We start from the raw sequence: 21,475 nt of genomic DNA, 5'->3' as shown, positions 1-21,475 counted from the left end.
TACCCCGACCGGCACCGTTCGTCCCAGCCGCGCGTGCATCCCCATTATTCCGCGGCCGGTCCGACCCGCGCGCGCATCAGTGCTGGTCGGCGATGGCGGTCCCGAGCGATTCGGCGGCGAGGAACTTCGGAGCGCCCTTGTCGTAGAACTCCTCCATCCGGGCGATCGTGAAACCGCCGCAGCTCAGCAGGTCGGCGATCGGCCGGTTCAGGTTGCAGCCACCGGCCAGCCGTCGCTGGATCCCGTTGAGGCGGTGCTGCCAACGCTGCACCGCCGGGTCCGGCGCCAGGCCGTGCTCGATGAAGTGCAGCCGCCCGCCCGGCTTGAGCACCCGGTGCAGTTCCCGCAGCGCGGCCACCGCATCCGGGATCGTGCACAGCGTCCAGGTCGACACCGCAGCGTCGAACGTGTCGTCGGCCAAGGGCAGACGTTGCGCGTCCAGCCCGACGCGCTCGATCGGGACGCTGCTCGTGGCGACCCGGCTGCGGGCCAGTTTCCACGCCACGTCGGACGGCTCGACCGCGACGACCCGGCGCACCGCGCCCGGGTAGAGGCCGACATTGTTACCCGAGCCGAACCCGATCTCGACGACATCGCCGGAAAGGCCTGCGCAGACCCGCTCGCGGTTGCGGCGGTTGCCCTGGATACCGCAGGCCTTGTCGACGATGTGGGGCAGGACATGCGTGCCGTACCAGCCCACGTCGTCCACCTCTCGATCGTCCGGTGTCGCCCTGACCCTAAAGCAGGGCGATTGCCGACCGGATGGCGTCAGGTGACCGGGCGTAGTTCCTGCGTGCCGATCACCGACAGCAGGTCGAGCTTCTCGCGGCAGTCCGTCCCCGGGCGAGGGTGCAACACGACCAGGGTGGACGCGTCGACGGCGCTGGTGAGGTGCTCACAGAGCAGGTCGAGCAGGCCCACCTCGGGATGGATCATGCGTTTGGCGTCCGAGCGCCGCACGGCGACCTGGTGCTCGGCCCACAGTGCCGCGAACTCCGGGCTGGCCGCGAGCAGGTCCGCGAGCAGCGCCTGCACGTCGGCGTCCTGTCCGCGGCGACCGACCGTCGCACGCAGGTCCGCCGCGTGGGTGCGCGAATGCGATGCCCAGTCCTGCTCCGGAGTTCGCGAGCGGGCCTCGGGGTCGGTGAACCAGCGCCAGGTGTGGTTGCGGTCGCGTCCGGTGCGGGCGGAATGATCACCGGAGACCAGCTGGGACATCCGGTTCTGCACCACGGCGGTGCCCAGGTCGTCGACCACGAACGCCGGGGTGTCGACGAGCCGGTCGAGCAGGTACAACACGCCCGGACTCACGTGCGAGCCGGTGCTGTACCTCGGCGGGGCAGGCTGGCCGGCCAGGTGGAACAGGTGGTCACGCTCGTCCTCGGTGAGGCGCAGCGCGCGTGCAAGGGCGGCGAGCACCGCGGGGGACGGGTGCGGTCCGCGCCGCTGCTCGAGGCGGGTGTAGTAGTCGGTCGAGATCGCCGCGAGTGCGGCCACCTCGTCGCGCCGCAGGCCGGGCGTGCGCCGGCGCCTGCCGGCCGGCAGGCCGACGTCGGCCGGGTCGAGCCGCTCGCGACGGCGGCGCAGCAGGTCGGCGAGTCCGGCGCGGTCCATGCCCTCCACAGTGCCACGCCCCCACGCGGTAGCCAGGGATCGGCGATCCCTGGGAGCCGGCGTGCCTGCCGCGCGGCGTTCGCGCGCGCCACCGTGGACGCATGACGATTCCCACCACCACCCTCGGCAAGACCGGCCCCACCGTCAGCGTCCTCGGACTCGGCTGCATGGGCATGTCCGGTACCTATGGCCGGTCCGACGACGAGGAGAGCATCCGTACCGTCCGAGCGGCCCTGGACACCGGCATCACCCTGCTGGACACCGGCGACTTCTACGGCTCAGGGCACAACGAACAGCTGCTCGCCACGGCGCTGCGCGGCCGCAACCGGGAGGACTACCAGCTCAGCGTGAAGTTCGGCGGGCTGCGCGACCCCGACGGCGGGTTCGTCGGCTTCGACGCACGGCCCGCCGCCGTGGGCAACTTCCTGGCCTACTCGCTGAATCGGCTCGGTGTCGAGCACATCGACGTGTACCGCCCCGGACGCCTCGACCCGGACGTCCCGATCGAGGACACCATCGCAGCGATCGCCACCCAGGTCGAACGTGGCCGGGTGCGGCACATCGGGCTGTCCGAGGTCGGCTCGCAGACGATCCGGCGCGCGGCCGCCGTGCACCCGATCAGCGATGTGCAGATCGAGTACTCGCTGCTCAGCCGCGGCATCGAGGACGGCGTCCTGGACACCTGCCGCGAGCTCGGCATCGGCATCACCGCATACGGCGTGCTGTCGCGCGGGTTGATCGGCGCGCCCAGGCAGCAGTACGAGCCGGGGGACCACCGCGCGAGCTGGCCCCGCTTCCAGGGCGACAACCTGGACCGCAACCTCGCGCTCGTCGCTGGCCTGGGACCGGTCGCCGCCCGGCACGGCATCACCGTGGCCCAGCTCGCGATCGCCTGGGTCGCGGCGCAGGGCAGCGACATCGTGCCGCTGGTCGGGATGCGCACCGTGTCGCGGATCCGCCCGGCGGTCGAGGCGCTCGCGGTCACGCTCACGGCCGAGGACCTCGCCGACATCGATCGCGCCCTGCCCGCGGGTGCCGCGGCCGGCGCCCGCTACCCGCAGGCGCTGATGTCCGGTCTGGACAGCGAACGTCGCGACTGAACAGCTGTCCCGCGCTGCCGAGCCGCTGCGGAACTAGCGGTTCGGCAGCCGGGCCACCTGGCCAGCACCACCCACCCGGGACGGGACGACTGAGTCGAAGGCACGACCGGCGGGCGGCTCAGCGGGGCAGGGTGCGGGGCAGGCCGAAGTGCGCCCCGACCGCTGCCTCGAACCGGGTGATCTCGCAGATCCGGTCGCCGGCCAGGCCGAGCACGACCAAGCCCGTCAGACGCAGCACCTCGCTCGTCGGGTCGCTGACGTACATCCCCCAGGCGGGCTGCTCGTTGGCCCGGACCGGCACCATCGCGTCGATGCCGGTCCGGTGCGCGTGCACCGCAGTGAGGAACCGCCGGGCGGCCTCGGGTCCGTGGTACTCGAACGGCAGCGGCGGCATCTTCAGCCAGCTGTCCTCGGACATCATGTCGACGATGGCGTCGATGTCGAGTTCGGTGAAGGCCGCGACGAAGCGCTCGGTCAGCTCGCGCTCCTGCGGCGAGCCGGGTGCGGGTGGCGGCGCGGCGTCGGTCGCGCCGCCGGCCGTGCGGGCCGCGTCCAGCGCCGCGCGGGCACGCCGCAGGGCACTGTTCACCGCGTCCTCGGTGATGCCGAGCAGGTCCGCGGCCTCGGCGGCGGGGTAGCCGAGCACGTCGCGCAGTAGCAGCACCGCCCGCGGTTTGGGTGCGAGTGTCTGCAGCGCGGTCACGAAGGCCAGGGAGATCGCCTCCCGTGACTCGTACTGCGCCTCGGGGCCGGGCAGCTCGTCGCCCAGCTGGTCCAGCAGGACGTCCGGGTACGGCTGAAGCCAGAAGACCTCGCCGTGCCGGCTGGGTTCCGGTGCCGTCATCGGCAGCGGGGTGGCGGCGACCGGACGACGGGTGGCCGCGCGCACCAGGTTGAGGCACCGGTTCGTCGCCACCCGGTACAACCAGGTCCGCACCGAGGACCGCCCCTCGAAGCCGGCCAGGCCGAGCCAGGCCGACAACAACGTCTCCTGCACCGCGTCCTCGGCGTCCTGCACCGAGCCGAGCATCCGGTAGCAGTGCGCCTGCAACTCGCCGCGATGCGGATCGACCAGTGCCGCGAACGCAGCACGGTCACCGGCACGGGCCCGTTCGAGCAGTTCCGCGCTCACCTCACACCTCCATCGAGATAGTCCCTGCCGGTACTGACACCGCACGAGCGCCGAATTCGTCGCCGCGGCGCTGACGACTTTTCCGGCGCCCCGGGGTCCACACCTACGCACACGAATCTGCGAAGGAGTGACGATGACCCAGCTTCAGTTGCCCGCCCGGGCACCCGTGGAGCAGGACGAGCAAGCCGGCGCGATGCCGGCGCTGACCGTGCTGCTCATCTCGCTGGCGTATTTCATGGTGACGCTGGACGCGCTCGTGGTGGTCACCGCGCTGCCGTCCATCCACCGCCAGTTCGGCGGCAGCCTGGCCACCCTGCAATGGACGGTGAGCGCCTACAACACCACCTACGCCGCGGGCATCCTCACCGCGGCCGCGCTGGGCGACCGGCTGGGCAGGCGCCGCGTGTTCCTCGGCGGCCTGGTCCTGTTCGCGGTAGCGTCCGCACTGTGCGCGCTGGCGCCGAACACCGCGACCCTGATCGCGTTCCGCAGCGTGCAAGGCCTCGGCGCCGCGGCGGTCATGCCGACCGGGCTCACCCTGCTCAGCTCTGCCTTCCCCGCGGAGAAGCGCAGTGCGGTGGTCGGCATCTGGGGTGGTGTGGCCGGGCTCGGCGTGGCCGCGGGGCCGCTCGTCGGTGGCGGCGTCACCCAGGGCCTCAGCTGGCACTGGATCTTCTGGGTGAACGTTCCGGTCGGGCTGCTGGTGTTCCTGGGCGCGCGGCTGCGGGTGCGGGAGAGCTTCGGACCCCGTGCGCCGCTCGACCTGCCCGGGCTGGTCAGCGTGACGCTGGGCGTGGGGGTACTGGTGTGGGCGCTGGTGGACGGCCCGCAGGACGGCTGGACCAGCGCACCGGTGCTGCTCGCGTTCGCGGCGGCCGCCGCGCTGCTGGCGGCCTTCGTCCGGCGCCAGGCGGGAGCCGCGGCGCCGATGATCCCGCTCGGGCTGTTCCGGTCCGGGCGCTTCGCGATCGCCGCGCTGACCCAGTTGGCCACCGGAGCCTCGATCTTCTCGGCGGCCTTCCTGACCAGCGAGTACTTCCAGTTCGGTCGCGGCGACGGTCCACTCGCGACCGGCCTGCGCTTCCTGCCGTGGACGGCGACACCGCTGCTCGTCGCGCCGATCGCGGGCGCCGTCCATGACCGCGTCGGTGCACGGCGACTGGTCGTGCCCGGCCTGCTCATGCAGGCCGCCGGGTTCGTGTGGATCATCCACCTGGCCGGCACACACGGCGGCTACGGCGCGTTCGTCGCGCCGTTCGTGATCGCCGGCGTCGGGATCTCGATCACGCTGCCGTGCATCCCGGCAACCGGCCTCAACAGCGTCCCGCCGGCCTGGCTGGGCAAGGCCTCCGGCGTGCTGACCATGAGTCAGTTGCTCGGCGCGACGGTGGGCGTGGCGATCACGACGATCGTCTTCGACGCGAACGGCAGCCTGCTCGGCGCGGACGCGGCGACCGCGGGCTACCGTCCCGCGCTGGCCGTCGCGGCAGGTCTGTCGGTCGCCGGCGCGCTGCTGGCCCTCGGTCTGCGCCGAACGCGGCAGCCCTGATCGGTGTCGGTTAACGATCTATACAGCGTCGGTCGTCCTCCCTAGCATGGCGTTGGCGGGGACCGTCCGTTCGCACGCAGAGGGAGTCGCAATGCCCATCAAGAGCGCCAAGGCAGCAGGTCAGAAAGGCACGTTCGTCGGTAATCCCAAGGGGATTCACATCCACATCGTCAGCGACAACACGCACCTGCAGATCGGCAAGGATCGGCTGAACTTCGACCACAACAACGACAGCGACACGGCGAAGGCCAAGAAGCATCTGGAGACCAGCGGCGCGAAGGGCAAGCCCGGCTACGACGACTGCCTGGAGTGGCTCGGCTACCCGAACGCCAAGCGCAAGTAGCCGCCTCAGCTGCCCGCCGGGCGTGACGCTCGGCGGGCAGCGCGGGGGGCGCGCCGAGCCCGGGGATGACAATTGCTTCCTGGGAAGGTAAAGTGAGCGTGAGGTAAGCGATCCGGGGGGACACACCAATGGCCATCACGATGACCGCCAAGCGCGCGCTGCGAGTACTGCGGGTCCGGCGCCGCGGCCTGCCGTTCTGGCACGGCACCTGCTCACTCGATCACCGCTCCGCCGAGGACGCGGCCCGCTGCCAGCGCACCGACTGATCCGGCGTCCGCGGCGTCGCGGGGACGGCTACACCGTGATCAGCACGATCGACGCGGCGGCCAGGGCCAGGCCGGCCCGCTGCACCTTGCTGGTGTGCTCGTGCAGCAGGCCGACCGCGAGCATGACGGTGACCGCGGGGTACAGCGAGGTCAGCACGCTGGCGAGCGAGAGCAGCCCGTGCCGGCTGGCGAGCAGGAAGAACATGTTCGCCAGCGCGTCGCAGCAGCCGGCCAGCACGACGTAGCCGAGCAGCCGGTTCGGCACCCGCCGCATCGCGCCCTGCTGCGCCGCCAGCGGGATGATCGCCAGCGCGGACGCGATCCGCGAGATGACCAGTGGCCACAGCCCGGAGTCGTCGCCGGCGCGCGCCAGGAAGATGAAGTAAAAGCCGAAGCCGAGCCCCGCGAGGGTCGCGAACGCCAGGATCCGGAAGGCGATCTTGCCGTGCGGGTGGTCCTCGGTCGTGCGGCTCACCAGCAACACGGCGGTCACGCCGAGCAGGATGCCGAACCAGGCGCTCGGGCGCGGGCGCTCACCGACGGCGACGCCGAACAGCACCGGGACGATCGCGGCCAGCACCGCGGTCACCGGTGAGATCACGTTCATCGGCGCGATGACCATCAGCGCGTACATGATCACCACGCCGACCAGGCCGGCGAGGCCGCCCGCGATCCCGAACCCGATCACCCGGCCGTCGACGCTGCCCGGGAAGAACGGCAACATGAGCAACATCAGCACGGCGCCGACCGGATAGCTGTGCAGCAGCACCGTCACCGCGCTCTGCCGTCGCGAGGCGAAGGCGCCGACGAAGTCCCCGACGCCGTAACTGACGGCCGCGAGCAGGCCGAAGGCGACGACGAACACGCCTCACCGTATCGGCAGCGGGGTCAGCGTTTATCCGGCCGGCTTGGCGAGGGTGAACTGCGCTACGTCCAGATAACCGGTGCGAAAGCCGGCTTCCGAGTAGGCCAGGTACAGCGACCACATGCGCCGGAACGTGTCGTCGAAGCCGAGCGAGGCCACCTTGCCGGCCTGCTCCTCGAAGCGGTCCCGCCAGCGCCGCAGCGTCTCGGCGTAGTGCCGTCCGAAGCTGTACCGGTCGATGACGTGCAGCCGGGTGTGCGAGCGCAGCGTGCTGTTGATCGCCTCGGCCGAGGCGAGTTGCCCGCCGGGGAAGATGTACTTGCGGATCCAGGTGTAGGTGTCCTGCGTGGCGCGCACGATGGCGTCGTCCTGCAAGATCGCCTGCAGGCCGACCCGCCCGCCGGGGCGCAACGCCCGGTCCAGCGTGCCGAAGTACTCGCTCCAGTGGTTCGCGCCCACCGCCTCGATCATCTCGACACTGACGATCGCGTCGAACTCGCCGTGCACCATCCGGTAGTCGCGCAACTGGACGTCGACGCGCTCGCTCAGCCCGGCCGCCTCGATCCGCTCGCGGGCCAGATCGGCCTGTTCGATCGAGATCGTGAGGGTGGTGACCTGAGCGCCGCGCTGGGCGGCGCGGATCGACAACTCGCCCCATCCGGTGCCGACCTCGAGCAGCCGGGTTCCCTCGCGCACGTTCGCGGCGTCGAGCAGCCGGTCGATCTTGCGGCGCTGCGCGTCGGCGAGCAGTTCGGGGCTGTGCGCGGGCTCGCCGTCGAACACCGCGGAGGAGTAGGTCAGTGTCTCGTCCAGGAACGTCTTGAACAGGTCGTTGGACAGGTCGTAGTGCCGGCGGACGTTGGCGCGCGCGCCCTCGACCGTGTTGTCGTCGGCGTCCGGCTGGCGGTGCAGCACCGCGTGACGCAGCCGCTGGAACACTGCCGGGACGAGCTCGCGCATGTGCGACGCGAAGGCGGCCACGACACCGGTCAGGTCATCCGTCGTCCAGTCGCCGGCCATGTAGGCCTCGCCGAACCCGATCGTCCCGGCGGCGCCGAGGCGGTGGAAGAACGAGCTGGGCCGGCGCAGCTGCAGCAGCGGGTCGGACGCACTGCCGCCGCCGTACCGCCGTCCGCCCGCCTCGACGACGCGCAGTGGGAGCCGCTCCACGGTGCGCCGGAAGATGCGGGTGGCGACCGCGGCCCGGACCGGCCGGTTGGGTACGACCGCGACGTCCGGCCACCGCACCGGATCGATCCCGCGCTGCGACGCGGGCCGGTCGGACTCGACGAGTGTCATGCACGCTCCCTGGATGGATCGGGACGGATCAATCGGCGCCCACTACTGCACATCACACTTGCAAATCGGTGTCCCCGGCAAGTGCCTTGGCGACGAGGTTTGCCACCAGCTCGTCGCCGGCGCGCTCGGGCGCGTCGTCCAGCACTGCGCAGCGGACGAAGCCCGCGGCGACGCGGTGCCACAGCCGGGCGCGGCGAAGCATCGCATGCCGCTCGCCGTGGACGGTGAGGTAGCCGACCGATTCGGCCACCCCGACGGCCGCGCGGGCGAACGCGGCGGAGCGTTTCGGGCTGGTGATCCGGTCCCGGTCGCCGTGCACCAGCAACAGCCGCCGCCCGGCGACCGGCGCTACCGGGTCGGAGCGCTCGATCCACGGCGCCAGGGCGGCGACGGCGCGCACGTTCGGGTCGTCGGCCACGTACAGGGCGGTGCGCCCGCCCATCGAATGCCCGAGGAGGGCGACCGGTGCCGCACCGCACCGGCTGCGCAGTTCGGCGAGGGCCCACCGCGTGTCGGCGACAGGTGAGCGCAGATCGCCGTTCCAGCCGCGCGCCCGGTAGCGGAGCCGGGCGACGGCGAGCCCGGACGTGCCGGCGAGCGCGCTCGCGAACGGCCGCATGCGCAGCACTGCCAACTGCAGCGAACGGGTCGGCTCGTGGCTGCTCTCGCGGCCGCCGTGCAGCACCAGCGCAACCGCGTGGACCGCCCCGTCCGGCAGGTCGACCGTCAGCGCCGGGTCGGTCAGCGCGGGCATGTGGTGTCCGGTGGTGGCAGCTTCTGCCGCAGCAGGTAGGCGTTCACGTAGTTGTCGACGCAGCTGCTGCCCTGCAGGTATGACGTGTGCCCCTCGCCGTCCCAGCTGAGCAGTTCGGCGTTGCCCATGGTCTTGGCCAGGTCGACAGCGCCCTGGTACGGCGTCGCCGGGTCGTGCAGGTTGCCGATCACCAGCACCTTGACCGGTGTGGCGGCCGTCGGCAGCGGCACCGGGGTGCGCTGCGGCTGCCACTGCTGGCAGCCGAACAGCGAGATCGCCGACCAGGTGCCGAACATCGGGTAGGTCTTGGCCCATGCCCTGGCGGTCGTCCTGATCGCCTCGTCGGTCGGGCCGGGTTTCTCGTCGTTGCACGAGATCGCGGTGTTGGCCTCCATGATGTTGCTGTACCGGCCGCCGTACCGCTGGTTGTAGCTGTCGGCGAGCTTGAGCAGTCCGGAGCCGTCGCCGGTGCGGGCGGCAAGCAGCGCTGCGCCGAGCGTCGGCCATTCGGACCGGGCGTACAGCGCCTCGAGGACACCGGTCAGCACGAGCGAGCGGGTGACCTGCCGCGTCTCGCCGGCGTCGCTGGTGCTGAGCGGGTGCGCGGCCGCCGTCCGAGCGATGGCGTACACGACATCGCGCGGGTTGCCGAGCGTCTTGCACGGGCTGCGCTTGAGGCAGTCGGCGGCGAACTGGTCGAACGCCGATTCGAACCCGGCCAGCTGTGCGGCCCACGACGCGATGCCGGTCGTGAGCGGGTCGACCGCACCGTCGAGGACGGCGACCCGGATGCGGTCCGGGAACAGGTGGGCGTAGATCGAGCCGAGTTCGGTGCCGTACGAGAAGCCGAGGTAGTTCATCTTCTCCTCGCCCACGGCCTTGCGGATCTGGTCCATGTCCCGCGCCGTGTTCACAGTGTTGTACTGCGCCAAGGCCGGGCCGTACTTGGTGCTGCACGCCTCGGCGGTCTGCTTGGCGAGGTCCTTCGCGGCGGCGAAGCCGGCCGTGGTGAGCACGTCCGGGGAGGCTGCGTTGATGCGGTCCTTCTGCGCGTCGCTCAGGCAGCGCACCGGGCTGGACAGGCCGACCCCGCGCGGATCGAAGCCGACCAGGTCGAAGCGGGCGAGCAGCGACGGGGACAGCTGGCCGGTGAGTCCCAGGGCGAGTTCGAAGCCCGAACCGCCCGGACCGCCCGGGTTGACCAGCAGCGACCCGAGCGGCGTGCCGTTGTCGGTGTCGTGGACCTTGACCAGTTCGATGGAGAGCTGCTGGCCACCCGGATCGGCGTAGTCCAGCGGCACCTTGATGGTGCCGCAGCCGAAGGTGATCTTGCCCTGCAGCGCGTCCGGCACCGGAACCGCGGACGAGTCGAACAGCGAGCCACAGCCCGCGAAGGTGATCGGCAGCTGTTCCGGTCCGGAGGTGCCCGGCGCGGCCGGGCTGCCGGTCGGGGTTGCGGGCGTCGTGGCCGTGGTGCTCGCCTTCGGCGCGCCGGCCGACGGCAGCGCGGAAACGGTGCCGTGGCCGGCCACGGTCTGCGAGCAGCCGGCGAGCAGCGCGGCCCCGCAGACCGCTGCGCCAAGACGACGCACTACGGCAGCGGGGGACACCTGATCGAGATTACCGGCCGCAGCGGAGTTGCAGCCGCGCCAGAGTCGCAGCCGGGTCGCGGCCGGCGGCTCGAGGACGGCGCGCCCGTCCGGCGCGGATACGTGACAATGAGCCGATGAAGCTGCCCGTGATGCCGCCGGTCGCGCCGATGCTCGCCAAGTCGGTGCCGACGATCCCGCCCGGAGCGTCGTACGAGCCGAAGTGGGACGGCTTCCGGTGCATCTGCTTCCGGGACGGCGACGAGGTCGAGTTCGGCAGCCGCAACGAACGGCCGATGACGCGCTACTTCCCGGAACTGGTCGAGGCGGTCAGGGCCGAACTGCCCGAGCGCTGCGTGCTCGACGGCGAGATCGTCATCGCCGACGACTCCGGCCTGGACTTCGAGGCGCTGCAGCAGCGCATCCACCCCGCCGTCTCGCGCGTGACGTTGCTGGCTGAGCAGACGCCGGCGTCCTTCATCGCCTTCGATCTGCTCGCCCTCGGCGACGACGACTACACGGGCCGCCCGTTCACCGAGCGGCGCGCCGCGCTCGAGGGCGCGCTGTCCGGCGTGAACGCGCCGATCCATCTCACGCCGACGACCACCGACCTCGAGCTGGCCGAGCGCTGGTTCGTCGAGCTCGAGGGCGCGCACCTGGACGGTGTGATCGCCAAGCCGCTGAGCGGCACCTACCAGCAGGACAAGCGGGTGATGTTCAAGATCAAGCACGTTCGCACGGCCGACTGCGTGCTCGCCGGCCTGCGCTGGCACAAGACCTCGACCGAGGCGACGCCGCTGGTCGGATCGCTGTTGCTCGGGCTGTACAACGACGAGCAGAAGCTGCAGCACGTCGGAGTCGTCGGCGCGTTCACCGCCAAGCGCCGCGCCGAACTCGTCGACGAACTCGCACCGCTGTTGCTCGGCGAGGGCGAGCCGCACCCGTGGCAGGAGTGGGCCAGCGCCGAGGCACACCAGGGCCAGCGGCTGCCGGGCAACGTCAGCCGCTGGAACGCGACGAAGGACCTCTCGTTCGTACCGCTGCGTCCCGAGCGGGTGCTCGAGGTCAAGTACGAGCACATGGAGGGCACCCGGTTCCGGCACCTCGCCCACTTCGTCCGCTGGCGCGAGGACCGCACACCCGAGTCGTGCACCTACGAGCAGCTCGAGCAGCCGCTCACGTTCGCCCTCGACGACATCGTTGCCGGCCTCGGGCGTGGTCCGGCCCGCTGAGGCGTGATCGGGCTGCCGATCGGGCTGCCGGTCAGGCTCGCCGGGTTCGGTCCAGCCGCTCTGGCATCGGCTGGTACCCGGCCGAGCGGTAGGTGGCGACGGCGGCGGTGTTGGCGCTGGGCGTGCACACCATCGCGCTCGACGAACCCATGCTCTTGAGTTCGGCCGCGGCGGCAACGCAGATCGCCGCGCCGTAGCCGCGACCGCGATGGTCGGCGTGGACGCCCATCGGTTCGAGCAACCCGGGCTTGCCGGCACCGGCGGACCACACGGTCACCCCCGCTACTGCGACGCCGTGATCGTCGTGACCCAGCAGGCACCGCGCGTCGGTGTACGGCAGCCCGGTCGACATCGCCCGCCACAGCTCGGCGGTGAACCGCGAACTGCCCCACGCCGACCGGTGGACGGCGATGAACTCGGCCTCGTGCCCGGGCGCGACGACGTCGATGCGCAACGCCGCTTGGTCCGCCGGTCCCGTCAGGTCGCGGCGCAGCGGAGTCCACGGCTCGCCGGCCTCCCAACCGGCCTCGGCCAGCAGCTCCTGCACCCGGGTGCCGTCCGGCGCCTCCACTGACGCCTCTCCTGCCGCAAGGACGCCACGTTCTGGTTCGGACACGTCCGCGACCACCTGGCGGGCGAGCGCGTCGTCGTGCCACAGGTGGGGGGCGACGGTCATCCGCAACACCCCGGGCCCGTCCAGGAAACCGATGGCGAGGAGCTCCCCGTCGCGGCTCCAGGTCCGAAGCGCCGCCGCCATCGGCGCCACGCCGAACCGCCAGTACCAGCCCAGGTCGCCCGGATGCACCTGCATCGGCGAGGTGTCCTGCTGCCAGTCGCGCAGGGCGCCCACGATGCCGCCGAGCCGGTCGGCGCCCGGCCTGCTCAGCTCGATCGCCACGTGCTTGATCAAACAGCACTCGCGCGCGGCGTGCACCCGAATTGGCGCGTCAGCCCACCGCGTAACGGCAGAACAGCGCGCCGTCCTCCTCGAGCAGGCCGGTCAGGGTGAGCGGCAGTGGGCCGCCGCGCCACAGCTCGCCCGCGACAATGCGTCGCGCGCCGGGGCCGGCCAGCAGCGGCGTCACGCTGAGGCACAGCTCGTCGACCACGCCGGAACGCGCCAGGTCGGCGAACAGCGTCGGGCCGCCCTCGCTGAGGATGCGGGTGAGGCCGCGGTCTTCGAGGGCGGTGCGCGCGAGCACCAGGTCGACGTCGTCGTCGCCGCACACCACGACATCGGCGACCTGCTCGAGCGCGGCCCGCACGACCGGATCGCCCGCGGCGCAGGTGAGCACGATCGTGCGGGCGTCCGGCGGCGCGGCGGCGAACAGCGCGGCCGCGGGGTCCAGGCGCAGCGACCGGCTGACGACCGCGGTCGGCAACGTCGCCGGATAGCCGCGTTCGGTGCGCACGCCCAGCCGGCGCCGGCTCACCTTGGCCGGGCCGTAGCCCTCGACGCGGATCGTCCCGGCGCCGACCAGGACGACATCGGCGAGATCGCGCAGCGCCGCGAAGACGGCGTTGTCGCCCGGGGTCTGCAGGCCCTTGGACACGCCGTCCTCGGTGGCCGCTCCGTCCACGCTGCTGACGAAGTTGACCCGCAGCCCGCCGGCGTCGTCCCAGCCCCTGGCGTAACAGGCGTGCAGGTCCACGTCGTCCGTGGCAGGGCCGGGCAGTAGCGAGCGCATGACACCAATCTCAGCACGAGTGCCGTCAGTAGGCTCGATGACCGTGCCGTCCCGCCTGGTCGATCGTTCGCCGCAGGTGCCGCCGCAGGCGCTGATCGCCGGGCTGGTGCCGCCGCCGCTGTTCGGCGGCGTGCGGTTCGAGACGTACCGCCCCGACCCGGCGGAGCCCACCCAGGCGGCCGCGCTCGGGGCGCTGCGCGGGTTCGCGGTGTCGCTGCAGCGGCCGGCCCCGCGAGGTCGGTGGCGGCGCCGGCGGGCAACGGGCGGCGCGCCCCGCGGCGTCTATCTCGACGGCGGGTTCGGCGTGGGCAAGACGCACCTGCTGGCCTCGCTGTGGCACGCGGCGCCGGGACCCAAGGCGTACGCCACCTTCGTCGAGCTGACGCACCTGGCCGGTGCCCTGGGGTTCGCCGCGGTCGTCGAGGCGCTCGGTGGCATGCGGTTGCTCGCGATCGACGAGTTCGAGCTGGACGACCCCGGTGACACGGTGCTGGTGTCGACGCTGCTTGCCCGGCTGGCCGAGCGTGGCGTGGCGCTCGCGGCGACGTCCAACACGCTGCCGGACCGGTTGGGCGAGGAGCGGTTCGCGGCCGAGGACTTCCTGCGCGAGATCCAGGGCCTGGCCGCGCGGTTCACCGCGGTGCGGGTGGACGGCCCCGACTACCGGCACCGCGGCCTGCCACAGGCACCCGCTCCGCTGCGGGACGACGAGGTTCGCGAGCGGGCGCAGGCGACCCCGGGCGCGACCCTCGACTCGTTCGATGAGCTGACAACCCACCTGGCCCGGCTGCACCCGTCGCGGTACGGCGCCCTCGTCGACGGCGTCACGGCCGTGCACCTGACCGGCGTGCACACCGCGGTCGACCAGGCCGCCGCGCTACGGCTGGTGGTGTTCGCCGATCGGCTGTACGACCGCGAGATCCCGGTCGTCGGGTCGGGCGCCCCGTTTGACCGGCTGTTCGATGCGGACATGCTCTCCGGTGGGTACCGCAAGAAGTACCGCCGCGCGATCAGCAGGCTGGTGGCGCTGAACCGGACAGGAGTGGGTGTTGGCTAAGCGCAAGGTTCCGGTCCCGGCAGCGGTCGAGCGTGCGCTGGACGTCGCGCTGGACAAGGCGCTGCTCGTGCAGCGGCCGGTCGTGCTCGGCTACCTGAACCGGGTCCGCCAGCGCCGTCCGGACGCGACTCCGGCGCAGCTGGTCGAACAGCTGGAGCGCCGTTACCTCGCCGCGGCCGTCGGGATCGGCGCGGCGTCCGGCGGTACCGCCGCCGTGCCCGGGGTGGGGACCGCGACATCGGTGGCGACGGGCGCGGCCGAGATCGCCGGGTTCGTATCGGCGACCGCGATGTACGTGCTGGCGCTGGCCGAGCTGCACAGCGTGCCGGTGAGCGACCCGCAGGTGCGCCGCGCGCTCGTGCTCGGCGTGCTCGTCGGCTCCTCCGGCGCGGCCGCGCTGGACGGCGCCGAGGGCGGCAAGCACTGGGCGCAGGTGATCAACCGGCCGGACGCGAAGGGACGCATCGGCTCGATCAACTCCCGGCTCGGACGGCTGCTGGTGACCCGGTTCGGCGCACGGCAGGGCGCGCTACTAGTCGGCCGGGCGCTGCCGCTGGGGATCGGTGCCGGGATCGGGGCCGCGGGCAATGCTGCACTGGCACGGGGGGCGATCGGCGCCGCGCGGCGCGCGTTCGGCCCGCCGCCGGATCGGTTCCCGGCTCGGGTGATCGACGTCCCGCCGGTCACCTGACACTGCTGGCGTGTCATCTGCTCGTGCCTCCCGGGCGGGGCGGCACCCGTCCGGCACGATGAGGCGGTGACGCTCTACGAGCCGCCCGCCGAGCCCGTCCCGGACGAGAGCGCGCGGTACGGCACTCCCGGACCTCGGCTGTCGACCGACGCGCCGTTCTACCGAGGCTTCCTCGGTGCGCTGGGCGTCCTGCTCGCGATCGTCCTCGGCTGGGCGCTGCGCGAGGTGCAGTCGGTGCTGGTGCTCGTCCTCGTCTCGGTGTTCCTCGCGGTGGGGCTCAACCCGCTGGTGGAGGCGATGATCCGGCGCGGCCTGCGGCGCGGCTGGGCGGTGCTCGTCGTGGCGGCCGGCGGGCTGGGGGTGCTCGCCCTGGTGCTCTACGTGCTGATCGGCGCGGTCGGCAGCCAGATCGGCTCGCTGGTCGACGACGCGCCACACCTGATCCACGACCTGCGTCAGCACAAGTCGATCAGCCACCTGGACCAGCGCTACCACTTCCTGTCCGCGATCGAGAACAAGCTGCGCGACCCGAACCTGCTGGAGAAGACGTTCGGCGGCGTATTCGACGTCGGGCTGAGCGTGCTCGGGGCGCTGCTGAACACGATCCTGATCATCGTGATGACGATCTACTTCCTGGCGGCGCTGCCCATGCTCAAGCGGACCGGGTACGCGTTGGTGGCGGCATCGCGCCGCGAGCGGGTCGCCTCGCTGGGGGACGAGATCTTGCACCGGGTCGGTGGCTACGTGATCGGGGCGGTGCTGGTCGCACTGCTGGCCGGGACGGTCACTGCGGTCCTGACGCTGAGTGTCGGGCTCGGCAAGTACGCACTGCCGCTCGCGCTGTTCGTGGCGCTGCTGGATCTCGTCCCGCTGGTCGGCTCGGTCACCGGGGCGGCCGCGGTCACCCTGATCGGCTTCGCGACGTCGCTGCACGTCGGGCTGATCTGCGCGATCGTGTACCTGATCTACGAACCGCTCGAGGGCTACGTGATCTACCCGCGGGTGATGCGCTCGTCCGTCGACGTCCCGGAGATCCTCACCATCGTCGCGGTGCTGCTGGGCGGTTCGCTCGGCGGGGTGGTCGGAGCACTGGTCGCGTTGCCGATCGCAGCGACGATCCAGTTGCTCACCAGGGAGGTCTGGATCCGCCGGCAGGACACCGCCTGAGCCGAGCGGTCGCTCGTGCCTGCGTGGCACACCGGTTCGCCGCCATCGGGGTCTGCAAGCACAATTGCGAGCAGACCCCGATGTGCACGACCGACACCGTCTCGCGTGCCTCTCGGTTGCGCTGCTCGCAGGCGCCGCGCGTAGCGCCGACACGGACCGGGAACCGCTCAGACGCGCACGATGGCGGCGGTCTGCGGCCCGATCGTGATCGAGTCAAGCGCGAGGTCGACGGCGCCGGTGCTGAACACGACCTCGCGCGCAGCCAGCGCGAGCTGCGCCGATGAGTCACCGAGGTTCGCGGCAACGCGGAAGCGCCCGCGGTGCACGACGAGCCAGCGCGCGTCCTCGTCGTAGTCGACCGCGACCCGGGTCAGGTCCGCGTCGTGAAGGTCCGGCTCAGCGGCACGTAGCGCGATCAGCGCGCGATACAGCTCCAGCATCGCGCGATGCTCCGCCGAAGCCAGCTCGTCCCAGTCCAGGATCGCCTCGCGATGGGCGGCCGGGTCCTGCGGGTCGATCATCTGGCGGACGTCCCAGCCGTGCTCGGCGAACTCCGCCACGCGACCCTCGGCGGTGATTCTCGCCAACTCCGGCTCGGGATGGGAGGTGAAGAACGGCCAGCGGGTCGACGCCGCCCACTCCTCGCCCATCCAGAGCATCGGGGTGAACGGTGAGGTGAGCAGCAGCACCGCGCCGACACGCAGCAACGCGGGAGGGACCAGTTCGGGCAGCCGATCGCCCACCGCGCGGTTGCCCACCTGGTCGTGATTCTGCAGGCACACCACGAACCGCCAGCCCGCGGTCGCGGCGGGGTCGACCGGCCGTCCCCAGTCCTTGCCGCGGAACGTCGAGTACGTCCCGTCGTGCAAGAACGCGCAGGTGAACGTCTTCGCCAGCACCGACAGCGGCCCGAAGTCGCAGTAGTAGCCCTGCCGTTCGCCGGTGAGCGCGGCGTGTAACGCGTGATGCACGTCGTCGTCCCACTGCGCGGCCAGCCCGTACCCGGCCGGCGGCGGGGTGATCATCACCGGATCGTTCAGGTCCGACTCGGCGATCAGCGACAGCGGCCTTCCCGCAGCCTTCGACAGCGCGTCGACCTCGCCGGCGAGTTCGGCCAGGAGGTGCACCGGCGAGCTGTCCTGCAGCGCGTGCACCGCGTCGAGCCGCAGGCCGTCGACGTGGTAGTCGCGCAACCACATCAGCGCGTTGTCGATCACGAACCGGCGCACCGCCGGCTCCTCGACGTTGACCAGTTCGCCCCACGTGTTGCGTCCGGACTTCAGGTACGGCCCGAACTCGGGCAGGTAGTTGCCGCTCGGTCCGAGGTGGTTGTAGACGACGTCGAGCAGCACGGCCAGTCCGCGCGCGTGGCAGGCGTCGACGAACCGCTTGAGCCCGTCCGGTCCGCCGTACGGCGCGTGCACCGCGTACCAGCCGACCCCGTCGTACCCCCAGTTCCACACCCCGTTGACCGCGTTCACCGGCAACAGTTCGACGTGCGTGATGCCGAGGCCCACCAGGTGATCGAGCCGCTCGGTCGCCGCCGAGAACGTGCCGCCCGGAGTGAACGTGCCGACGTGCAGTTCGTAGACGACGGCGCTGGTCAGATCGCGGCCGCGCCACCGGCCGTCCTGCCACGGGTACGCGTCCTGGTCGTAGACGCGGCTCGGGCCGTGCACCCCGTGCGGCTGCCATCGCGACGCCGGATCGGGACGCGCCTGGTCGCTGTCGTCGAGCACGAACGCGTAGTCGGTGCCGGGGGGCAGGTCGGGCCCGAGCCACCACCCGTCACCGTCGGGCGCCGGACGCATCGGCAGGTCGTCGCCACCGGTCCGCACCCGGACCCGCGACGCCCTCGGCGCCCACACCACGATCTCGGTCACAGCGCTCACCCTGCCCGACGCGCGTGCCGGGCAAACAGCGGCTACCGGGGGTTGCCCTCTAACCTGGCGAAATGGCCGACTCGATGCGCACCGCCCTGCGCGTGCCTGACGGACCGGTGAACCTGGCCGGCTACGACCCCGCGGCGCGGCCGCTGGCACCGGTGAACAAGAGCGGGAAAGCGAAGAAGCTCAGGACCGACGCCGAGCACCTGGCCGGGTTGCAGGAGCGGCTCTGGGCCGAATCGACCGCGGGCGGTAACCGGCGGGTGCTGTTGCTGCTGCAGGGCATGGACACCGCCGGCAAGGGTGGCGTGACCGAGCACGTCGTGGGCACGTTCGGACCGATCGGGGTGCAGTACACCGCGTTCAAGAAGCCGACGAAGCAGGAGTTGGCACACGATTTCCTGTGGCGCATCGGCAACCGGGTTCCGCCACCGGGCGTCATCGGCGTCTTCGATCGTTCGCAGTACGAGGACGTGCTCGTGGTGCGCGTGCACGAGCTCGTCCCGGAATCGGAGTGGTCGACACGATACGGGCGCATCAACGCGTTCGAGGCGGAGCTTGCCGGGTCCGGCACCACCATCGTCAAGTGCTTCCTGCACATCTCCTACGAGACGCAGCGGGAACGGCTGCTGGCCCGGCTGGCCGACCCGGACAAGCACTGGAAGTTCAACGAAGCCGACATCGACGAGCGGGCGTTCTGGACGGACTACGTGGCCGCGTACGAGGCGGTGCTGGAGGAGTGCAACACCACCGTCGCGCCCTGGTACGTGGTGCCGTCCGACGACAAGGCGTACCGCAACTGGGCGATCGGCGCGCTGCTGCGCGAGACGCTGGAGGAGCTGGACCCGCGGTACCCACAACCCGACCTGGACCTGGACCGGCTCCGCGAACGGCTCGAGCCGCCGCATTGACGCTGTATTGACGCTGTATTGGCGCTGTGGTGCACGCTCAGCGCACGAGCAGCGCCACCGGGTAGTCGGCGAGCAGTTCGGCGAGCGCGACCTCGCCGCGGTGCCGCACACCGCTGATCACGTCGGTCGCCTGGCCGGTTAGGTCGATCACCGTGTCCTGCCAGCCGCCGTCGCGCTCCAGGCCCACCGGCAGCCTGGTGGCAACCGTGATCGCACCGCCGCGGTCGAAGGCCACCGCGTGCCCGGCCGCGGTGCCCGAGACGGCGACCGGACGGTAGCCGGTGAACAGGTCCGGCCAGTCGCGCCGCAACCGCAGCGTCCGGGAGAGCACCCACAGCTTGGCGTCGCCGCTCGCGTCGATCGGTGGCGCGTGTACGTCCGCGTCCAGCCGGTCGAGTGCCGCGCGGGCCGCGTCGAAGTCCACCGGCCGCCGGTTGTCCGGGTCGACGAGTGAGTCCTCCCAGTACGCGGTGCCCTGGTAGACGTCGGGCACGCCCGGCATGGTCAGCTGCACCAGCTTCTGGGCGAGCGAGTTCGACCAGCCGTACGGCCGGATCCGGGCGATGAACCCGGCGAGCGGGTCGTGCACCGCGGGGTCGTCGTAGGCGCGCTCGATCACGGCGTGCACGGACGCCTCGAAGCCGGCGTCCGGGTCCAGCCAGGTGGTCGAGGTGGCGGCTTCGCGCATCGCCTTCTCGGCGTAGGCATGCATCCGCTCGCGCTCGATCAGGCCGGCGCCGGCGAAGGTCTGCCACAGCAGGTAGCCGAACGGGCGGTCGGTCAGGGGCGCCTCGCGCATCAGCAGCCGCACGAGCGCCGCCCACTCCGCGGGCAGCTCGGACAGCACCGCGAGCCGGGCGCGCACGTCCTCGCCGCGCTTGGTGTCGTGCGTGGCGAGCGTGGTCATCGACCCCGGCGCGGACTGCTGGCGGCGCAGCTGCGCCTCGTGGAACCGGTGCACGTCCGAGCCGAAGCTGGCGGGATCGCCACCGACCTCGTTCAGGGCGATGAAGCGGGTGTACCGGTAGTACGCGGTGTCCTCGACACCCTTGGCCATCACCGCGCCGGACGTCTGCTGGAACCGCGCGCACAACTCGTCGGCGGGATCGGCGAGCCGGCCGGCCAACCGGCCGATTGTCTCGGCCAGATCGGGGCGTGCGCGCCGAGCCGTCTCGATCGCGGCGGCCAACTGTTCGGCGCCCTCGGGGACGTAGGAGCGGTAGACGGGGAACGCGACAAGCAGCTCGGTGAGCGCCGCGGCCGCCTCGGGTAGTTCCGGCACCAGCCTGGCGAGCCGGTTCACCTCGGCGCGCAGGATCGTCGTCGCCGCGCTGCGCTTGCCGGCCGCGACGTGCTCCGGGTAGCTGAGGGTGTCGCCGGTCAGCTCGCGATAGGCCAGCTCGAACGCGGGCTCGGCCACCGGGTCGACGAACAGCCCGCTCACCTCGGCCAGCGCGTCGTAGCCGGTCGTGCCCGCGACCGGCCAGTCGGCGGGCAACCGCTCGCCGGGCTCGAGGATCTTCTCCACCGTGATCCAGGTCCCCGGCCCGGTCAGCTCGCGCAACTGCTCCAGGTAACCGCGCGGGTCGACGAGTCCGTCCGGATGGTCGACGCGGATGCCGTCGACGCCGTCCTGGCGCGCCCATCGGCCGATCTGCTCGTGGGTGGCGGCGAACACCGCGGGATCCTCGACGCGCAGCCCGGCCAATGCGGTGACCGCGAAGAAGCGGCGGTAGTTCTGCTCGCTGTCGGCGCGCCGGTAGTTCACCAGTTCGTAGTGCTGCCGGCCGTGCACCTCGGCGGCAGTACCGGCATCGCCCGTGCCGGGTGCGATCGGGAAGCGGTGCTCGGCCAGCGGTGCCTGCGGGTCGGCACAGTAGTGAAGTTCGCCGCCGTCGACCGTCAACTGCGACGGTGCGAAGTCGTCGCCCAGCACGGGCAGCAGGATCCGGCCGTAGGACCAGTCGATGTCGAACCAGGACGCGTACGCCGAGTCGCGGCCCAGCTTCAGCACGTCCCACCAGGCCACGTTGTCGGCCGGGACCGCGACCCCGGTGTGGTTCGGGACGATGTCCACGACCAGGCCCAGTCCGCGGGCGCGAGCGGCCGCGAGCGTCCGCGTCCACCCGTCGAGACCGCCGCGCGCCGGATCGACCCGGTCGAAGGCGATCACGTCGTAGCCGTGATCGGACCCCTTGGCCGACGGCAGCAGGGGGGACAGGTAGAGCGCGCCGACCCCGAGCGTGGCGAGGTAGTCGCTGAGGTCGGCGACGGCGTGCAGGTCGAAACCGGCGCGCACCTGCAGCCGGTAGGTGGACGTGGGGACGGACAC

The 21,475-nt window shown here is 71.8% G+C and carries 20 protein-coding genes; 9 read left to right on the top strand and 11 right to left on the bottom strand.

What is annotated here, in order from left to right:
- Positions 1-76: 76 nt before the first annotated feature.
- Complete coding sequence (locus M6B22_RS00780; RefSeq protein WP_407935611.1) at positions 77-700, bottom strand: class I SAM-dependent methyltransferase; 624 nt, start codon at positions 698-700, stop codon at positions 77-79.
- Between the two features lie 68 nt (positions 701-768).
- Positions 769-1,614 carry an MmyB family transcriptional regulator gene (locus M6B22_RS00775; RefSeq protein ID WP_269443858.1) on the bottom strand — a complete coding sequence of 282 codons (846 nt, stop codon included), beginning with the start codon at positions 1,612-1,614 and terminating at the stop codon, positions 769-771.
- Positions 1,615-1,721: 107 nt separating this feature from the next.
- Between M6B22_RS00775 and M6B22_RS00770 the strand changes: the two genes are divergently transcribed.
- Positions 1,722-2,714: an aldo/keto reductase gene (locus M6B22_RS00770; protein ID WP_407935610.1), complete on the top strand. Its 993-nt coding sequence runs from the start codon at positions 1,722-1,724 to the stop codon at positions 2,712-2,714.
- 118 nt (positions 2,715-2,832) lie between these two features.
- Here the strand turns inward: M6B22_RS00770 and M6B22_RS00765 are convergent, their stop codons facing one another.
- Positions 2,833-3,846 (bottom strand): RNA polymerase subunit sigma-70, encoded by a 1,014-nt coding sequence (locus M6B22_RS00765; RefSeq protein WP_269443856.1) that lies wholly within the window; start codon positions 3,844-3,846, stop codon positions 2,833-2,835.
- 133 nt (positions 3,847-3,979) lie between these two features.
- Here M6B22_RS00765 and M6B22_RS00760 point away from each other — a divergent pair, with 133 nt between their 5' ends.
- The 3 genes from M6B22_RS00760 to M6B22_RS00750 all read left to right on the top strand — a co-directional run bounded on the left by M6B22_RS00760 (position 3,980) and on the right by M6B22_RS00750 (position 6,004).
- On the top strand, positions 3,980-5,395 hold the full coding sequence (locus M6B22_RS00760; RefSeq protein WP_269443855.1) for an MFS transporter: 1,416 nt from the start codon (positions 3,980-3,982) through the stop codon (positions 5,393-5,395).
- 91 nt (positions 5,396-5,486) lie between these two features.
- A complete protein-coding gene (locus M6B22_RS00755; protein ID WP_269443854.1) occupies positions 5,487-5,738 on the top strand; it encodes a hypothetical protein in 252 nt (83 codons plus the stop codon).
- A 128-nt stretch (positions 5,739-5,866) separates the two neighbouring features.
- Positions 5,867-6,004 carry a hypothetical protein gene (locus M6B22_RS00750; protein WP_269443853.1) on the top strand — a complete coding sequence of 46 codons (138 nt, stop codon included), beginning with the start codon at positions 5,867-5,869 and terminating at the stop codon, positions 6,002-6,004.
- A 28-nt stretch (positions 6,005-6,032) separates the two neighbouring features.
- Here the strand turns inward: M6B22_RS00750 and M6B22_RS00745 are convergent, their stop codons facing one another.
- The 4 genes from M6B22_RS00745 to M6B22_RS00730 are packed head-to-tail and all read right to left on the bottom strand — an operon-like array spanning position 6,033 to position 10,532.
- The gene (locus M6B22_RS00745; protein WP_269443852.1) at positions 6,033-6,869 is read right to left on the bottom strand and encodes a DMT family transporter; all 837 of its coding nucleotides are present in this window, start codon (positions 6,867-6,869) and stop codon (positions 6,033-6,035) included.
- Between the two features lie 30 nt (positions 6,870-6,899).
- A complete protein-coding gene (locus M6B22_RS00740; protein WP_269443851.1) occupies positions 6,900-8,168 on the bottom strand; it encodes an SAM-dependent methyltransferase in 1,269 nt (422 codons plus the stop codon).
- 52 nt (positions 8,169-8,220) lie between these two features.
- Positions 8,221-8,922, bottom strand: coding sequence for an alpha/beta hydrolase (locus tag M6B22_RS00735; protein WP_269443850.1), 702 nt, complete (start codon positions 8,920-8,922; stop codon positions 8,221-8,223).
- Entirely contained in the window at positions 8,910-10,532 is a 1,623-nt protein-coding gene (locus tag M6B22_RS00730) for an alpha/beta hydrolase (protein WP_269443849.1), read from the bottom strand. Before M6B22_RS00730 ends, M6B22_RS00735 begins: the two co-directional genes overlap by 13 nt.
- Positions 10,533-10,648: 116 nt before the next feature.
- Between M6B22_RS00730 and M6B22_RS00725 the strand changes: the two genes are divergently transcribed.
- Complete coding sequence (locus M6B22_RS00725; protein WP_269443848.1) at positions 10,649-11,743, top strand: ATP-dependent DNA ligase; 1,095 nt, start codon at positions 10,649-10,651, stop codon at positions 11,741-11,743.
- Positions 11,744-11,774: 31 nt separating this feature from the next.
- Here M6B22_RS00725 and M6B22_RS00720 read toward each other — a convergent pair whose 3' ends face one another.
- Together M6B22_RS00720 and M6B22_RS00715 are read right to left on the bottom strand one after the other, a co-directional pair.
- On the bottom strand, positions 11,775-12,641 hold the full coding sequence (locus M6B22_RS00720) for a GNAT family N-acetyltransferase (protein WP_269443847.1): 867 nt from the start codon (positions 12,639-12,641) through the stop codon (positions 11,775-11,777).
- 49 nt (positions 12,642-12,690) lie between these two features.
- On the bottom strand, positions 12,691-13,431 hold the full coding sequence (locus M6B22_RS00715) for a dihydrofolate reductase family protein (RefSeq protein WP_269443846.1): 741 nt from the start codon (positions 13,429-13,431) through the stop codon (positions 12,691-12,693).
- On the opposite strand from M6B22_RS00715, the gene zapE reads away from it, so the two are divergent.
- The 3 genes from zapE to M6B22_RS00700 all read left to right on the top strand — a co-directional run bounded on the left by zapE (position 13,430) and on the right by M6B22_RS00700 (position 16,346).
- On the top strand, positions 13,430-14,488 hold the full coding sequence (gene zapE, locus M6B22_RS00710) for a cell division protein ZapE (protein WP_407935577.1): 1,059 nt from the start codon (positions 13,430-13,432) through the stop codon (positions 14,486-14,488). The two genes, M6B22_RS00715 and zapE, sit on opposite strands and share 2 nt — an antisense overlap.
- Positions 14,481-15,179, top strand: a complete 699-nt coding sequence (locus tag M6B22_RS00705; protein ID WP_269443844.1) for a hypothetical protein — start codon at positions 14,481-14,483, stop codon at positions 15,177-15,179. The genes zapE and M6B22_RS00705 overlap by 8 nt, the downstream gene beginning before the upstream one ends.
- A 66-nt stretch (positions 15,180-15,245) precedes the next feature.
- Positions 15,246-16,346 (top strand): AI-2E family transporter, encoded by a 1,101-nt coding sequence (locus M6B22_RS00700; RefSeq protein WP_269443843.1) that lies wholly within the window; start codon positions 15,246-15,248, stop codon positions 16,344-16,346.
- 167 nt (positions 16,347-16,513) lie between these two features.
- On the opposite strand, the gene treZ is transcribed toward M6B22_RS00700, so the two are convergent.
- Positions 16,514-18,229: a malto-oligosyltrehalose trehalohydrolase gene (gene treZ / locus M6B22_RS00695; RefSeq protein ID WP_269443842.1), complete on the bottom strand. Its 1,716-nt coding sequence runs from the start codon at positions 18,227-18,229 to the stop codon at positions 16,514-16,516.
- Positions 18,230-18,300: 71 nt separating this feature from the next.
- On the opposite strand from treZ, the gene M6B22_RS00690 reads away from it, so the two are divergent.
- Complete coding sequence (locus M6B22_RS00690) at positions 18,301-19,143, top strand: PPK2 family polyphosphate kinase (RefSeq protein ID WP_269443841.1); 843 nt, start codon at positions 18,301-18,303, stop codon at positions 19,141-19,143.
- A 37-nt stretch (positions 19,144-19,180) separates the two neighbouring features.
- On the opposite strand, the gene treY is transcribed toward M6B22_RS00690, so the two are convergent.
- On the bottom strand, positions 19,181-21,475 hold the full coding sequence (gene treY / locus M6B22_RS00685) for a malto-oligosyltrehalose synthase (RefSeq protein WP_269443840.1): 2,295 nt from the start codon (positions 21,473-21,475) through the stop codon (positions 19,181-19,183).

It is taken from the genome of Jatrophihabitans cynanchi (genome assembly GCF_027247405.1).
Lineage (GTDB): Bacteria > Actinomycetota > Actinomycetes > Mycobacteriales > Jatrophihabitantaceae > Jatrophihabitans_B > Jatrophihabitans_B cynanchi.
Note: the sequence above shows the minus strand (reverse complement) of the source record. Positions and strands in the feature narration are given on the sequence as shown.

What these genes read in the sequence shown, in the direction of transcription:
- M6B22_RS00690 (WP_269443841.1), top strand. Translation starts at nt 18,301, where the DNA reads ATGGCCGACTCGATGCGCACCGCCCTGCGCGTGCCTGACGGACCGGTG.
- M6B22_RS00725 (WP_269443848.1), top strand. Translation starts at nt 10,649, where the DNA reads ATGAAGCTGCCCGTGATGCCGCCGGTCGCGCCGATGCTCGCCAAGTCG.
- zapE (WP_407935577.1), top strand. Translation starts at nt 13,430, where the DNA reads ATGACACCAATCTCAGCACGAGTGCCGTCAGTAGGCTCGATGACCGTG.
- M6B22_RS00735 (WP_269443850.1), bottom strand. Translation starts at nt 8,922, where the DNA reads ATGCCCGCGCTGACCGACCCGGCGCTGACGGTCGACCTGCCGGACGGG.
- M6B22_RS00715 (WP_269443846.1), bottom strand. Translation starts at nt 13,431, where the DNA reads ATGCGCTCGCTACTGCCCGGCCCTGCCACGGACGACGTGGACCTGCAC.
- M6B22_RS00750 (WP_269443853.1), top strand. Translation starts at nt 5,867, where the DNA reads ATGGCCATCACGATGACCGCCAAGCGCGCGCTGCGAGTACTGCGGGTC.
- M6B22_RS00775 (WP_269443858.1), bottom strand. Translation starts at nt 1,614, where the DNA reads ATGGACCGCGCCGGACTCGCCGACCTGCTGCGCCGCCGTCGCGAGCGG.
- M6B22_RS00755 (WP_269443854.1), top strand. Translation starts at nt 5,487, where the DNA reads ATGCCCATCAAGAGCGCCAAGGCAGCAGGTCAGAAAGGCACGTTCGTC.
- M6B22_RS00760 (WP_269443855.1), top strand. Translation starts at nt 3,980, where the DNA reads ATGACCCAGCTTCAGTTGCCCGCCCGGGCACCCGTGGAGCAGGACGAG.
- M6B22_RS00740 (WP_269443851.1), bottom strand. Translation starts at nt 8,168, where the DNA reads ATGACACTCGTCGAGTCCGACCGGCCCGCGTCGCAGCGCGGGATCGAT.